Origin of the sequence: Collimonas sp. OK307 (assembly GCF_900113705.1) — a bacterium.
Taxonomy (GTDB): domain Bacteria; phylum Pseudomonadota; class Gammaproteobacteria; order Burkholderiales; family Burkholderiaceae_D; genus Collimonas.
Genome location: NZ_FOQI01000002.1, coordinates 323,130 through 338,051, shown reverse-complemented (window position 1 = coordinate 338,051; position 14,922 = coordinate 323,130). Strand labels below are relative to the sequence as shown.

Annotated in this window: 13 protein-coding genes; 4 read left to right on the top strand and 9 right to left on the bottom strand. The window is 56.9% G+C overall.

Features of this window, described 5'->3' with window-relative positions:
- Positions 1 to 41: 41 nt before the first annotated feature.
- The 4 genes from BM205_RS05200 to BM205_RS05185 form a co-directional block, all read right to left on the bottom strand.
- Positions 42 to 1,511: an AlkA N-terminal domain-containing protein gene (locus tag BM205_RS05200; protein ID WP_092413215.1), complete on the bottom strand. Its 1,470-nt coding sequence runs from the start codon at positions 1,509 to 1,511 to the stop codon at positions 42 to 44.
- Between the two features lie 199 nt (positions 1,512 to 1,710).
- Entirely contained in the window at positions 1,711 to 2,070 is a 360-nt protein-coding gene (locus tag BM205_RS05195) for a hypothetical protein (RefSeq protein WP_092413213.1), read from the bottom strand.
- A gap of 146 nt (positions 2,071 to 2,216) precedes the next feature.
- Positions 2,217 to 3,086 (bottom strand): class I SAM-dependent methyltransferase, encoded by an 870-nt coding sequence (locus tag BM205_RS05190; RefSeq protein WP_092413211.1) that lies wholly within the window; start codon positions 3,084 to 3,086, stop codon positions 2,217 to 2,219.
- 121 nt (positions 3,087 to 3,207) lie between these two features.
- Positions 3,208 to 3,828 carry a response regulator gene (locus BM205_RS05185; RefSeq protein WP_092413209.1) on the bottom strand — a complete coding sequence of 207 codons (621 nt, stop codon included), beginning with the start codon at positions 3,826 to 3,828 and terminating at the stop codon, positions 3,208 to 3,210.
- 241 nt (positions 3,829 to 4,069) lie between these two features.
- On the opposite strand from BM205_RS05185, the gene BM205_RS05180 reads away from it, so the two are divergent.
- Positions 4,070 to 4,762, top strand: a complete 693-nt coding sequence (locus BM205_RS05180) for a response regulator (RefSeq protein ID WP_175511166.1) — start codon at positions 4,070 to 4,072, stop codon at positions 4,760 to 4,762.
- Between the two features lie 23 nt (positions 4,763 to 4,785).
- Here BM205_RS05180 and BM205_RS05175 read toward each other — a convergent pair whose 3' ends face one another.
- Positions 4,786 to 5,127 (bottom strand): L-rhamnose mutarotase, encoded by a 342-nt coding sequence (locus BM205_RS05175; RefSeq protein ID WP_092413206.1) that lies wholly within the window; start codon positions 5,125 to 5,127, stop codon positions 4,786 to 4,788.
- A 222-nt stretch (positions 5,128 to 5,349) separates the two neighbouring features.
- Between BM205_RS05175 and BM205_RS05170 the strand changes: the two genes are divergently transcribed.
- A complete protein-coding gene (locus BM205_RS05170) occupies positions 5,350 to 6,153 on the top strand; it encodes a FadR/GntR family transcriptional regulator (protein WP_092413205.1) in 804 nt (267 codons plus the stop codon).
- A gap of 11 nt (positions 6,154 to 6,164) precedes the next feature.
- Here the strand turns inward: BM205_RS05170 and BM205_RS05165 are convergent, their stop codons facing one another.
- The 3 genes from BM205_RS05165 to BM205_RS05155 all read right to left on the bottom strand — a co-directional run bounded on the left by BM205_RS05165 (position 6,165) and on the right by BM205_RS05155 (position 11,139).
- Positions 6,165 to 8,207, bottom strand: coding sequence for a primosomal protein N' (locus tag BM205_RS05165; protein ID WP_092413203.1), 2,043 nt, complete (start codon positions 8,205 to 8,207; stop codon positions 6,165 to 6,167).
- An 842-nt stretch (positions 8,208 to 9,049) separates the two neighbouring features.
- Positions 9,050 to 10,129 (bottom strand): uroporphyrinogen decarboxylase, encoded by a 1,080-nt coding sequence (gene hemE, locus BM205_RS05160; RefSeq protein ID WP_092413201.1) that lies wholly within the window; start codon positions 10,127 to 10,129, stop codon positions 9,050 to 9,052.
- 95 nt (positions 10,130 to 10,224) lie between these two features.
- On the bottom strand, positions 10,225 to 11,139 hold the full coding sequence (locus BM205_RS05155) for a LysR family transcriptional regulator (protein WP_092413198.1): 915 nt from the start codon (positions 11,137 to 11,139) through the stop codon (positions 10,225 to 10,227).
- 160 nt (positions 11,140 to 11,299) lie between these two features.
- On the opposite strand from BM205_RS05155, the gene speB reads away from it, so the two are divergent.
- Entirely contained in the window at positions 11,300 to 12,253 is a 954-nt protein-coding gene (gene speB, locus BM205_RS05150; RefSeq protein WP_092413196.1) for an agmatinase, read from the top strand.
- Between the two features lie 34 nt (positions 12,254 to 12,287).
- Here the strand turns inward: speB and BM205_RS05145 are convergent, their stop codons facing one another.
- Positions 12,288 to 13,874, bottom strand: coding sequence for a zinc-binding metallopeptidase family protein (locus BM205_RS05145; RefSeq protein WP_092413194.1), 1,587 nt, complete (start codon positions 13,872 to 13,874; stop codon positions 12,288 to 12,290).
- Positions 13,875 to 14,002: 128 nt separating this feature from the next.
- Here BM205_RS05145 and BM205_RS05140 point away from each other — a divergent pair, with 128 nt between their 5' ends.
- Complete coding sequence (locus tag BM205_RS05140; protein ID WP_092413192.1) at positions 14,003 to 14,890, top strand: LysR family transcriptional regulator; 888 nt, start codon at positions 14,003 to 14,005, stop codon at positions 14,888 to 14,890.
- The last annotated feature ends 32 nt before the right edge of the window (positions 14,891 to 14,922 follow it).

Genomic DNA, 14,922 nt, shown 5'->3' with positions numbered 1-14,922 from the left:
CCTATGCCGGATTGTGAATGGAATCACAAAATATATCCGGCTCAAACAAGCGACGACCAAAGATGCTGCGCCGCATACGCGCGCCATGGCCGCCAGGTTTCCGCGCGCGCGGTTAATTCTTTGGCATTCGGCCTGACGCCTTCATGTACTGCGATCGCATGCATCAACGCCACATCTGCCGCCGGAAAAGCATCGGGCTCGCGTAAGTGACGAAGCGCGATGTATTGCGCGGTCCAGTCACCTATGCCTGGCAGTGCACGTAATTTGAGCACGGCTTCTTCCAGGCTGGAACGGGTGTCCAGTAATTGCGGATCGGCTACCAGCGCTGCTGCCACGGCAGACAGGGTTGCCGCGCGCGCTTTCGGCATACCTAGTGTCGCCAGATCTGCTTCGGCCACGCGTGCGGCTTGCGGAAATACATGGGTCAGGCCAGGCCGGTCTGCACTGGGTTCTCTGAGCGTTTTACCATATTGCGCCACCAGCTTGCTCGCCAGCTTTATCGCAGCGGACACGGTAATTTGCTGGCCCAGCACCGCTCGCATCGCCAGCTCGAAACCGTCCCAGGCGCCGGGCACGCGCAGGCCTGGCCGTGCGGCAGTCAATTTCGCCATTAACGGATCTGCTGACAGTTGACGATTAATGATTTCGGGGTCGGCCGCCAAGTCGAACATTCTGCGCAAACGGGCGATGATAGCCGGTAGCGATGACAGGCGTGGGAAGCGTATGGTGACTTTCAGGGCATTCCCTGTGCCCTGTTGCACTGCCAGCGTGCCGTGCACGCCATCGAGGTTGATAGTGCGGTAATAACAACCGTCTGCCACCAATTCCAGGCCGGTGATTGCGCGCGCACTCAAGTGCGTCAGTACGGCTGGCCAGTCGTAGGGTGGGCGGTAACGTAACAACAACGTCACTCCGGCCTGCGCGGATTGCTCGGGCTGGCTGCCGTGACGTAGTGCGCTTGGCGGTCGCTGGAACAAATCCTGGAAAACCTCGTTGAAACGCCGGATGCTGCCAAACCCGGCAGCGAATGCAATTTCAGTAAGCGGCATGCGAGTCTCGTGGATCAGCTGCTTGGCCAGCAATACCCGGCGCGTCTGCGCTACGGTAACTGGCGAGGCGCCCATATGTTGTGCAAACAATCGGCGCAATTGCCGCTCGCCTACGCCCAGGCGCTCTGTCAGCGCGTCCATTCCGTTGTCATCCAGCGCACCCGTCTCGATCAGCGCCAGAGCGCGCGCGACGGTATTCGATACGCCCGTGTTGGAAACGCCACGCCACGCCCCAGAATCAGGCGCGGCTTCCGGCCGGCATCGCAGGCAGGGACGAAAACCGGCTTCCTGCGCAGCGGCAGCGGTCGGCAGAAACAATACGTTTTCCGATTTGGCGGTACGTGCCGGACAAATTGGCCGGCAGTAGATGCGCGTGGTTTTGACAGCAATGAAAAAGCGCCCGTCAAAGCGCGCATCGCGGCTGGCCAGAGCCCTGTAACAGGTGTCGTGATCGAGTTCCATGCGGGCATGATCGCGCCGACGGCGGGTGATGTCTAGCGCTTTTCGGACATTGTCATTTTATGGTTTCGGGGGAGGCAGAGGCGCTATTTGCTGCGCCTTGAAAATCCGACCTCGTAGCCACGGTCAGGCGAATGTCGATGGATAGATGGATGGATTGACGACAGAATTCTCTGTCGCAAATTGATTGTCAAACGGGAATTTATTTACCGTTCAGCGCAGGCCAGAACCGCGGGCCGCCATCGCCGTAACGATCGTCAAAGCGCTGTAGCACGGCTTCGCGCGCTGAATCGGACAAACTCGGATATTTGTCGCCTTGCTCTATTGCAGCGTATTCTTCCCCCGCCTTGGCGAGGTCCGCCGGGATATGAAAATTGGCGACAAAATCTTCTTGCCATTGCTCCGTGACCTTGGCAACGAGTGCGGCACGTGCGGCGTGATTCAACACACTGAACTCATCCGCACCGGCGGCAATCCGTTGCAACGTCTCGGTAAGTCCGCCCTCGGTCAACGGTGCCTTGGTGAACTCCTTTACGGCATGTGTGCCACTCGTCTTAGTCATGTCACTCTCCTCGGTTAGGTGGTGCGATGGTGGACGGCCCGCTTGCGGCAGGCAAAACTGTTATGTGGTCAGGATTGAGTCTGGATAGATTTCCGCAATTGAATTCTGCTGTATCTGCTTGATGTTCCGCTTTTAAATCTCATTTATCAAGGCGTGGTAAAAAACCTTTCTTCCATTTCTTCCAGTCCCAAGGTGTGCAGTACTTCCTGCAAACGCTCGGTCGGCCGCTTGCGGGGTAGATCGCGGTAACTGGCAATGATCAGTTCATTCTTCATGGAGTGCTCCCAGCCTACCAGTTCCGTTACGCTGACTTGATAACCGTGCGCTTCCAGTTGCAGGCAACGCAGCACGTTGGTGATCTGGCTACCGAATTCGCGCGTATGCAGCGGGTGGCGCCAGATTTCCGTCAACGCTTCTTTCGCCAGAGATTTACCCTTGTTCTTTTTCAATACCGAAGCCACTTCCGCCTGGCAACAAGGTACCAGCACCATGAAACGCGCCCGTTTCTTCAGGCCAAACTCAATCGCATCATCCGTCGCCGTATTACACGCATGCAAGGCCGTGACAACATCGATCCGACCTGGCAGCGCAGCGGACTCTATCGATTCCGCTACCGACAGATTGAGGAACGACATCCCCGGAAACGCCAGGCGTTGCGCCAGCTCTTGCGATTTCCTCACCAGCTCTTCCCGGGTTTCGATACCGAAGATATGTGAGTTGTCAGTCAACGTCTTGAAAAACAGGTCGTACAGGATGAATCCGAGGTACGACTTGCCGGCGCCATGGTCGACCAGTTGCACCCCGCCCTGTTCTTTCTGGATTTCCTGCAGTAATGGCTCGATGAATTGATATAAATGATATACCTGCTTGAGCTTGCGGCGGCTGTCTTGGTTCAATTTTCCGTCACGCGTCAGGATATGCAACTCTTTGAGCAACTCTATCGATTGACCGGGACGAATTTCGTGCTTGGACGGCTGTTGGCTGGAGGAAATGGATTCTTGCTTGGTACCGTTCATGGAGCTTGCTTTCTGTCGGCCGGACTAACCGGCTATTACGCAAGTATAACGGCTTCAGCGGCAAGAGGCTCTTATAACTGCCGGCAACCACCCTTGAATCACCACCGGAATCTGGCCGATATCAGCTGATGTGCCCCATGGTGCTGGTATATCTGCCCAGTTCGATATCATTGCGCAGGCCCATTTTTTTCATTGCAGAAGCCTTTTGCAAACCCACCGTTTTGACGCTCTTGTTGAGCTTCTCGGCAATTTCGCGCAGGCTGTTGCCAACCACATACATCTTGAGCACCTCGACTTCGCGCCTGGTCGGCAACCTGCCGCTCGGGCCTTTCCTCAGTATAGGTAGCGCTGATTTGCCGATATACGGCGTGTCGGTTGAACCTTCCAGCATGGCGCGGCCGAGTTCCGCCATCTCGTCGCTTTTATGCACCAGCCCCTTTACGCCGCTATTGACGATCTGATACAGCACCGCGGGCACATCAATCATCGTCAGCACGATCAGCTCCAGCGATGCATGGTCGCGCTTTAGCTGCTTGAATAAGGCACAACCGCCGCCAATCCGATTGATCGGCATGGAGAACTCCGTGATCAATATGTCGCACGGCGTATCTTTCAGGCGCGCCAACAGTTCTGCGACCGAGGTCGCCGTTGCCACTACGGTAAAACCTGGCGTCTGCCCGATGTATTGCCGTACTCCGGAAATGATGGCTGGCTGATCGTCCGCCAGGATGATCTTGATCATGAAATTTTCTCCCCGCAACAAATGGACGGCGCCAGCTTAGGATTCCACTTATCGTTATCAATTAGGAAATGCCGGACTTACATATTATTAAATATATAAGTAAATTTCATAAATGTATAGTTTAATTGTTAACTTTTTGACAAAGCAATTAGAATCAATCGCACTGCAACCCTCGCTGGGACACTTTGAATTTTCTGGACCAGCTCCGATCCCGTTTGGCATTTGTGATGGAGAAATCAAAGTGAAGATTGTTCTGGCGGACGATCACCCCATGTTTACCGCAGGGGTGCGCAATTATCTCAATCACGTACCGGATTGCCGTGTGGTAGCCAGCGTCACCAGTTCCGATGCACTGGTCAGATGCCTGGAATCGACGCCATGCGATCTGGTCATCACCGAGTTTGCGATGCCGATGGTGCGTGTCAGCGACGGTTTGCATTTGCTGTCGTACATCAGGCGTCACCATCCGCAAACCTGGCTGGTGGTACTGACCATGAACGCGTTTCCGGTGGTGCTGTACCAGATCGTCAATAGCGGCGCGAACGGCTTGCTGCACAAAAGCGATGAAATTCCTGAACTCGGCAAGACTATCCGCCACCTCGGCAACGGTTCGCCCTATATGGGACCGTCCTTCAAGGCACTGCTGCGTAACGGCATTGACGGCCAGGCAAAAAGCCATATTCCCAGCCCACGTGAAACCGAAGTACTGCGCCTATACGCGGCGGGTAATAGCCTGCGCGATATCGCCAGGCGGATGAACAAGAGTGTTAAAACAGTCAGCTTGCAAAAAGCCTCAGCCATGAAAAAGCTCGGCCTGAGCAATGACATCGAATTGGGCCGCTACTGTGCCGCGGTCAGCGGCGATACGGTCCAGTCACCGGGATGCGGCGACTGGTTTCTCCCGGGCCCCGAGACCAGCGACTATAGAAACTGAATCCGAGGCGTCTCAGCCCTGTCTCAGGATTGCTGCCGCAGATCGAATATCTGCGCCATGGCCACCCACTTTTCTCCAGCCGGGGTCCATGGTGTGGGTGCCTGGAATTGCCACATCAAGGTTTCCCATTCCTGTACCTTGGGGTTATTGCGTGCAGCGCTTGCCATCCGCTCCGCACTATAAATTACGTCATCGGTTTCCATCAGCATCACCAGACGGGTACCCAGGCGATAGATTTCCATGCCCAGCACGCCATGCGAACGCAGGTGGGCAGCAATCTCGGGCCAGATACGGCGGTGATGCGCTTCATAGCGACCGATCAGGTCGGCATCATCCTTCAGGTCCAGCGCCAGGCAATAACGCATAATTTTCAGACTCTCTTACGTATCCGGGGGTTTTTCGAAAAGATATTGTATACTGCAAAGGTACATTGGCTGGACCAATACTAGCACAGCAAAAATCCAGAGAGCAATTGATAAGACCAATTTAAATAGTCATGCTGCACAGGTGCCGTGCAGACGCCGAAGCTATTCGGTTCGCAGCCGCCGTGCCGTGGCACAATGTGAAAAATATCATTCCTTGCTCCCATGCCCATACAAGTTATCCACAACCGCCGCCTGTATCAACAAATCGCCGATCAGTTGCGTGACATGATTGATCGCGGCGAATACGGCCCCGGCGACAACCTGCCGCCCGAGCGCGAACTGGCCAAGCAATTCGGCGTTAGCCGCACCTCGGTGCGGGAAGCCTTGATTGCACTTGAAGTGATTGGCATTGTCAGTGTCCGTGTCGGTAACGGCGTGATGGTGTTGCCGCCGACAGAAGACACCAGCGAGCGCAGCGACGGCAGCGAAGCGCCTGCCCTGCAACAAGCGGCGCACCGTAGCGGCTGGGAAATCGATCCGGAACTCGATCAGGAAATCCGTCTTGACCTGGATGATGAAATCCCGCCCTTCAAACTGCTGCAGGCAAGGCGCCTGGTAGAGCCGGAGACCGCTGCCCTGGCAGCGCTGAACGCCAGCGATGAACAACTGCGCAGCATTGCCGAAGCTTATGCCCGCAATGTCGAAGACAACCGCAGCGGCTCGCACACGCATCCCGGCGATCGCCTGTTCCATATCCGTATCGCCGAAGCCAGTGGCAACCCGGCCTATCTGCTGCTGGTCAGCCATCTGCTAGGACGCAAATACGGCATGATGTTTCAGCGCCTGCAAACCCTGTATAGCTCGAAAGACATGCCGAATCGCTCAGAGCACGAACATCAGCTGATCCTGGAAGCGCTACAAGCGCGCGATGCGATGGCCGCGCGGCGGGCGATGCGAGCGCATATGGATTCGGTGGTCAAGATTTTTTCTCGCTCGGTACCGGAACAGGATATCCGGGCTCGCTGACCTTCACTAAACTAAATATCAACCGGATCCACTTCCAAAGACCACTTCGCGCGCGTCTTAATTTGCCGCAACTGCGCCATCCAGTCGGTCAGGAAGGCTTGCAATCCCGGGCGCGACGGGCACTCGATCAGTAATTGCGCGCGGTCGACATTGGCGACCCGGGTCATGGTCATCGGGATCGGGTCGTGCATGGTGATGCCGGTGTGTTCGATACAATTGGCAGCCTGTTGCAGAAACTCAATCGCGGTTTCCAGCTCTTTCGCCTCGGCCCTCAACAACGCTTGATAGATGTAAGGCGGCAGGCAGGCCTGCGCGCGTTCCTCCAGCAGAGAGGTGGCGAAGTGATCGTAATCGTGCGCGATCACTGCCGCATACAACGGATGCTGTGGATAACGCGTCTGGATCAGCACCTCACTGGCGCTCCCGCCCTCTTTTTGCGCGGCGCGGCCGGCGCGGCCCGCCACCTGCATCAATTGCGCGAATAAGCGTTCACTGGCGCGGTAGTCGTGGGAAAACAGCGCCGTGTCAGGATTGAGGATGCCGACCAGGGTCAGGTTTTTGAAATCATGTCCCTTGGCGACCATCTGGGTACCGATAAGAATATCTACCTCACCGTTGTGCACGCTATCGAAAGCCGCTTGCGCACTACCTTTGCGACGGGTGGAATCGGCATCGATGCGCAATACCCGTGCTTCCGGAAACATCGCTCGCAATCCCTCTTCCAATCGTTGCGTGCCGCGTCCCAACGGCTGCAAATCGATGTTGCCGCAAGTTGGGCAGGATTTCGGGATCCGCAACTCCAGGCTGCAATGATGGCAGCGCAGGCGATGTTCGGGTTTGTGCAGCACCATGAACGAGGTGCAGCGGGTGCAGTTGCTGACCCAGCCGCAAGCATCGCAAGCTATCACCGGCGCGTAGCCTCGGCGGTTCAGGAACAACAGCGATTGCTCGCCCCGCTCCAGCCTTAGCTTGAGCGCGCTGACCAGGGTCGAGGTCAGTCCCTCGCTAGGCTTGTCGCGCTCCATGTCGATGCGACGCACCAGCGGCAATACTGCATCCTTGACCGCCCGCTCGCGCAGTTCGAGTTTCTTGTAGCGTCCAGACTGGGTGTGATGCCAGGTTTCCAGCGATGGCGTGGCCGAGCCCAGCACAATCGGAATCCCCAGCTGGTGAGCACGCCATACGGCCAGATCGCGTGCCGAATAGCGCAAACCTTCTTGCTGCTTGTAGGACGGGTCGTGCTCCTCGTCGATGACAATCAATTTTAAATGCGGCAAAGACGCCAGCACCGCCAACCGGGTTCCCAGGATAATCCGCGCCTGTCCCAAATGCGCTGCCAGCCAGTGGCGCATGCGCTCGCCTTCTGCCAGGCCGCTATGCAAAGTCGCCACCATCACGCCTGGGAAACGGGCGCGGATGTTGCCCTCCAGTTGCGGCGTCAGATTGATTTCCGGCACCAGGATCAGGATTTGCGAGGGGTTGTCCTCGCCATTTTCGCTGTGGGCCAGGATTTGTGCCGCTGCCTGCAGATAGACCTCGGTCTTGCCGCTGCCGGTAACGCCGTACAGCAACGTCGGCGCAAAGCCGGTAGCGCCAGCAATCGCATCGGCCGCCTGTTGTTGTGCAGGATTCAGCTGCGCCACATCGATCGGCGTGGCGTCGTGCGCGGCGCCGGTTTGCTGCAATTTCTTCAAGCCGCGATCCAACGCCACAGTGGTCATCGCACGCAGGTTTTTCGGCAAACCCGGCAACGCCACTTCGCCCAGTGGCCGCTGGTAATAATCGGCGGCAAAACGGCAGAGCGCGAGCCATTGCTTCGAAAGCGGCGGCAGCTGATGGCGCACCGCCTGAACGTTTTTCAATTTCTCGGCCGGCACGTCGCTCTCGGCGCTGGTACCGACAATCATGCCGACTACTTCGCGGTGACCGAAAGAAAGCTGAACCAGCTGTCCGATTTGGGGCATGGCTTCGCTTTCATCGCTGGCCTGCCAGCGATAGTCGAAGCTGCTATCCAGAGGGGTGTCGAGGACGATTTGGAGGATGCTTTGTTTCACGAACTTAATGTAATTCCCGAGGAAATAAGCTAACTATCGGTTTCATAAGTGCTTTTAAGACTATCCACAAAATCTGTGGATAACTTTGTGGACAAGGTTGCGTAAACAACGTGAAAGCGCCTGTTTACGACATATTTTGGCTCTTGCTCAAACTAGCATCAATAAAAATATCATTTACAATCAAAGACTTAGCTTATTCACTCTAGATAAGTAGTAATTCTCATGTAGTAAAAAAATAGCCTTGAAGTAACTTCAATATGTGCATAACTAAATTCGAAATCAGCAAGGAGTCAACAAGTGCAGGCACCAAAAAGTAACATCCATGAATACAGCCAAATTCATTGACCTGCACCATCATGTTGCTTTTTGCTATTGGTTCATCAAGTTTCGCGTCGGAAAAATTAGTCCGATGTCAACTGTCAAAAACACCCCGGGAGTCCGAATTCTTAAGACTCTACTTAAAGTAAAGTATTAGGACATGTCCTAAGCATCGGTTTCATAAGCGCTTTTCAAATTATCCACAATGTCTGTGGATAACTTTGTGGGTAACCTGGTCTTGACAGGCTGCAGACGCATATTTGGTGCGGGTCTCAATAAATTGCCTAAACTAAAAGCAGAAAATAAACCATTTAAAATCAAACACTTACAAAACGTACTCAAGAGCTAAATAATAAATATAGTTACAAAAAATTGCCGTGGTGCAGCAGATTTTTTTTGTGCATAACTAGTGAGTGACAATCGCCTGATTGGTGCCGAATGTGTTATGTGTGACACTGTGTAGCAACATCCCGCACCAGTAAGCAGGCATAGACGGGTGCCGGTAAGCGCCTATTGCCTCACGCTTATCTGCGTAATTTACGGCTGATTTCATGGACCGCATCCACCATGACGGCAACCGACTCCGGCGGCGTGAACTGCGAAATGCCGTGACCCAGGTTGAATACATGGCCGCTATCGGCTTGCGGCACGCCATACGCATTCAGCAAACGCTCGACTTCGCTACGGATCTGCTCTGGCTTGGCAAACAGCACTGCAGGATCCAGGTTGCCCTGCAAGGCCACCCGCTGGCCGATACGGGCCCGCGCGTCGGTCAGATTGACAGTCCAGTCAAGGCCGACGGCGTCGGCGCCGATATCGGCAATCTGTTCTAGCCACAAACCGCCGCCCTTGGTAAATACAATCGCCGGAATCGGCACGCCGTCTTTTTCGCGCTTCAGTTGGGAAACCACCTGGCGCATATAATCCAGCGAAAATTCCTGGTAAGCGCCATCCGCCAGCGCCCCGCCCCATGAATCGAAAATCATCACGGCTTGTGCGCCGGCGTCGATCTGCGCGTTCAGGTAGGCCGCTACTGCCGCCGCATTGGTGCTGAGCACGTGGTGCATCAGGTCTGGGCGGTTGTACAACATCGTCTTGACGGTATGGAACTCGCGCGAGCCTTCGCCTTCGACCATATAGCAGGCCAGGGTCCAAGGACTGCCGGCAAAGCCGATCAGCGGCACGCGGCCGTTGAGTTCTGTACGGATTTGCGTGACCGCCTTGAAAACATAGTCCAGTTTGCCCAGATCAGGAGTTTGCAGCGCCATCACATCTTTTTCATCACGCAGCGGCCGTTGGAACTTGGGGCCTTCGCCATCGGCGAAATACAAGCCCAGTCCCATGGCATCCGGCACGGTCAGGATGTCGGAAAACAGAATCGCGGCATCCAGCGGGAAACGGTCAAGCGGCTGCAGCGTGACTTCGGTAGCGTAATCGGGATTGGTCGCCAGCCCCATGAAAGAACCGGCGCGGCTGCGGGTTTTACGATACTCCGGCAGATAGCGGCCGGCCTGGCGCATCAGCCACAGCGGTGTGTATTCGGTTGGCTGGCGCAACAGTGCGCGCAGGAAGGTGTCGTTCTTGAGCGGGGCGAATTGGGACATGAGAGGCAATCTGAATGCATGTGGTAATACCCCATTATCTCATCCAAATCCACGGCTGCGGCATTGGTGCAGCGTATGGTTGGTATAGATTGGCATCATGTGCCCTCCCGATGCACCGCAACCAGGTCGTCCTGAAACGCTTGCAGGACCTCGCCCCGGCTGGATTGGCGGCGTGCGACCATATGCAATGTGACCTCATAGGAGAACTGCGCCGGATTAAGGGCCGCCAGCAATCCTTGCCGTACCAGCGGCGCGGCAAAGTGTTGCGGCAGGAATCCGAGATGCTGCCCCGACAAGATCAGTACCGCGACCGCCTCCATGTTGTCAGCCAGCGCAGTCACCCGCGCCGGCGCAGACATGCCGCCCTTGCCTTCGGCCTCTGGCAGAGGGTAACTGCGCCAGACCCAGTCGTGCTGCGCCAGGTCTGCCGGTTCTAATTTACCGGCCCGGCTGAACAATGGGTGTGCGGCGGCGCAATACGCCACCTGATGTTCTGTGTACAGAGGCAAATATTCCAGATTTGGCAGGCGATGCCAGAAATAGCCGATGCCAAGGTCGAGCCGGCCGTTGATCACCTCCTCTTCCAGCTGGCCCGGTGCCAGCACCGCCAGCGACAGCATTACCGCCTCATCTCTGGCGCGGAACCGGGCGATGGCCTGGCTCAGGCGCGCGTTGGCGCTCATGGCGGCGTGGCCGATCAGGCCCAGATGCAGTTGCCCCACCAGCTTGCGTCCGATCTGGCGCGCGTCCAGGCAAAAATGGTCGATGTTTTCCAGCAACCGGCGGCTGGACTGGGCGAACTGTTCACCTCGCGGCGTCAGCCGAAACCCGGCTCGGCCGCGTTCGCACAAACGAAACCCGAGCCGCGTCTCCAGTGTTGCCACCTGGGTGCTGATGGTGGACTGGCTGACATTCAGGGCCGTCTGCGCAGCGGAAATGCCGCCGGCGTCCAGCACCGACAGGAAGACACGAATCAGGCGCAGGTCAAGATCGGATAATTGCTGGAGCATATTGCATCGGGTAACGCTAAAGGAAGGTGCGGGTCAGATCGATAATACATCTATTCCCATCAATGTAAATGTTACATCACGATCATTTTTTATAATGTGACTTCCCGCTACAGTGGACGCTGTATAGAAAACAGAACCCCTTCCCCTTACGGAGACGATCATGTCGGAAACCCCACTTTATCAACCGCTTGGCGGCAACGACATGCCGCGTTTCGGCGGCATCGCCACCATGATGCGCTTGCCGCACGTGAGCAGCAGCGCCGAGCTGGATGCCTGTTTCGTCGGCGTCCCATTCGACCTGGGCACCTCGAATCGCTCCGGCACGCGTTTCGGGCCGCGCCAGATCCGTACCGAATCGGTATTGCTACGTCCCTACAACATGGCCACGCGCGCGGCACCTTTCGATGCGCTGCGTATCGCCGATCTTGGTGACGTTGCCATCAATCCCTACAACCTGCTCGATTCAATCAAGCTGATTGAAACCGCCTACGACAGCATCGTCGCTTCCGGCTGCCGGCCGATTTCACTGGGCGGCGACCATACGATCGCGCTACCTATCCTGCGTGCGCTGCATCGCAAATACGGCAAGATCGGCCTGATCCACGTCGACGCCCATGCCGACGTCAATGACACCATGTTCGGTGAAAAGATCGCCCACGGCACGCCATTCCGTCGTGCGGTGGAAGAAGGCTTGCTGGATTGCCAACGCGTGGTGCAAATCGGCTTGCGCGGCACCGGCTACACCGCGGAAGATTTCGACTGGTGCCGCGACCAGGGTTTCAAGGTAGTGCAGGTGGAAGACTGCTGGAACAAATCGCTAACGCCGCTGATGGAAGAAGTGCGCGCCCGCGTGGCGGGCGGCCCGGTGTACCTGAGTTTCGACATCGACGGTATCGATCCGGCCTATGCGCCCGGCACCGGCACCCCGGAAATCGCCGGCCTGACCGTACCGCAAGCGCTGGAAATCATCCGCGGCGCCTGGGGCCTGGACATCGTCGGCGCCGATCTGGTGGAAGTATCGCCGCCTTACGATCCGGTCGGCACTACCGCCCTGCTGGGCGCCAACCTGGCCTACGAAATGCTGTGCGTGCTGCCAGGCGTGCCGCGTCGCTAATCAACAGGTATTACTTTAACCGGCATTACGCTACTCATTCATCGTCGCGCCAGGGAATAGTCCATTCCTCGCCGCGCACGGTGGTGATGTATTCCGGCCAGCGGTACTGATGCGGGACCTTGAAATCCTTAGCCAGCAAAGGTGCCTGCCACTCGCTGCCGCCGATACCTCCGCCGGTGCGTTGCCTGAATTCCGCGCCGGCTGCTTCCAATAAATCCGGCTTGGTGAACAGATCGATCAAGGTCGCGGCGATGGTCTTGGCGGCGGACTGGATCATCGGATCGATGGTGGCGGGTATGCCGCCCAGCGCATTCGCCACCCAGTCCGGATACACAATCCCGCGCGGCGCCGCCAGCATCGGCCGCGCCACGTACAAGCGCACGGTCGGGCAATGCCAGGTGTAATCGGTGTAATCGTCCGAAGTCAGGTATTTCTGCCAGGCCGGCATTTGCTTGCGCAACTCGCGTTCACAATCTTCCGGATCGATCAATTCTTCGGTAACCGCCAAAAATGGCTTTTCCATCTTCTCGATACCGAGATTTTGCTGCATCTCCTGCGCGATCTCGATCGCTTGCTGGTCCCACTTCGGCGGTCCGGCCAGCACCATGTTGTCGTAAGTCGCGCGCGCCATCACATGATTGGGCAAACCGCCGCGCGATTTGCTGACCCAGGTTTTCCTCCATTCGCAAAAAGTCGCCTTGGCCGCGGCTTCTGCATTGTTGTCCATCACCTGGCTGATGATCTCGGCCTGTTCGATGGAATCGGTGCGCAGCATGAAATTGATTTGCGAAACATGCGGCGTCAAGTTGTCTGCGGTGGCCTGGCCGGCGCACAGGATGGCTTCGTTGAAACTCCACAAACCGGTGGCCGGCAGCATCGAACGGCGCAGGCTCTCATTCAGGTTATAGAACAACACCAGCGCATCGTTGGCGCCGGGAGCGCGCGCGGCCAGGTGGTTTTGCGGTATCGGGCTGAACTTGTCGGCGGCAATCCAGTTTTCCGGCGCGTCGCAAGTGAAAGTGTAGATATAGTTGTAGCCGACGCCGCAATGCGCGTCCCAGACCGTGGTGTTACACAGCGGCAGCATGTAGGTCGGATGAAAACTCACCGCCGCATCCAACGTATCGTAATACCCCTTGGCGGCATGGATGGGTTTGGATGCCCGCAATTTTTCAGCCGGTTCGCCGAAAATCTTGAGGGTGCCCTGTATCCCGAATTTCAGCATGGCGCTTTGCGCGGCCAAGGCGCCGCCGAGGGCGCTGATCCCAAGCGCCGAATGCGGATCGGTATGACCCGGCGCGTATTTGGACAAACCCTTGCGCGGTTCCTTTTTGGTCGACGCCGCCTGGCAATTACCAGGCACCGCATCGTATTCGGCATAAGTGGCAATCGTCGGCCCCTCGCCGTTCTTGAAAGTGGCGACAAAGGCAGTCGGCATGCCGCCGCTGCCGACTTCGACTTCAAAACCGTATTCACGCAGCATGGCAATATACCAGGCGCTCGATTTGTATTCGCGAAAAGCCGGTTCGGCGTAGTGCCAGATAGTTTGATGCCAGTCGGACAACTGGCTGGCGTTATCGCTCACCCAGTCCAGCGCACTTTGTTTTGCTTCTGTGGCCATGCTCGTCTCCAAGATAGTAGATTGGTTAGCTGCCGATGCATACTAATCAAGATGCACGCCATGCCATAATTAACGGTCATCTGTTTTGTCGATAACGCCGCCTCATATCACCCCTTCGCGCCATTCCCATGACTCTCGAAAACCTGCTGGTATTTGCCACCATCGCCGACTGCGGCAGCCTGTCGGCGGCGGCGCGGCGCTTGGGCAAGGCGCAATCAACCGTCAGCACCGCGCTGGCCAACCTGGAAGTGGATATGGGCACGCGTTTATTCGAGCGCGATTTACATCACCTGGCCCTGACTGCGGACGGCGCAGTGCTGCTCGGGTTTGCCCGCTCGACGCTGACCGCGGCCGGCAATCTGGAACGCAAAGCGCACAGTCTGAGCGCCGGCCATGGCCATCGCTTGCGGCTGGGCATCGACCAAGCCTTGCCGGTAACCCGCAGCCACGCCTTGTGTGCGGAGCTGGAACGGCGCTTTCCACAATTGCAACTGGAGTTGTTCCGCCCTACCAGCATCGACGCCACCGATCTCATGCGGCGCGGCTTGCTGGATATCGCGATTGCGATCACGGTCGATCCCATGCCCAGCGATTTCAACGCCAGCTCGTTGGGCCAATTGCAATTCGTTCCGGTAGCGGCTGCCGATCATGCGCTCAGCCATTTGCCGCTGGTGCATAACAGCGATCTTGCGCAACACCGGCAGTTGCTGGCGTCCAGCCGAGATGGCGGCGGCGCTTCGATTTTCGGTCGTTACAGCGAGATCATGTGGCGTATAGAAAGTCCGGAATTGCTGCTGGATCTGCTCAAACGGGGAATGGGCTGGGCGTTCCTGCCGCAGCACGCAATGCAGGAAAGCGTTGCCAGGGAAGGCTTGAAAATCCTGGTGCATGAGTATCAGGAACCGGCTTTCCTGAAGAGCGTCGACCTGATCTGGAGCAAGCAAGACCAGCAAAGCGAGGCCGCTCGCTGGCTTAGCAGCGATCTCGCATGGGCCCGTTCGGTAGTGCCATCCTGACCACGTTTATCAGGTCGGAGTAAGCGCCAACA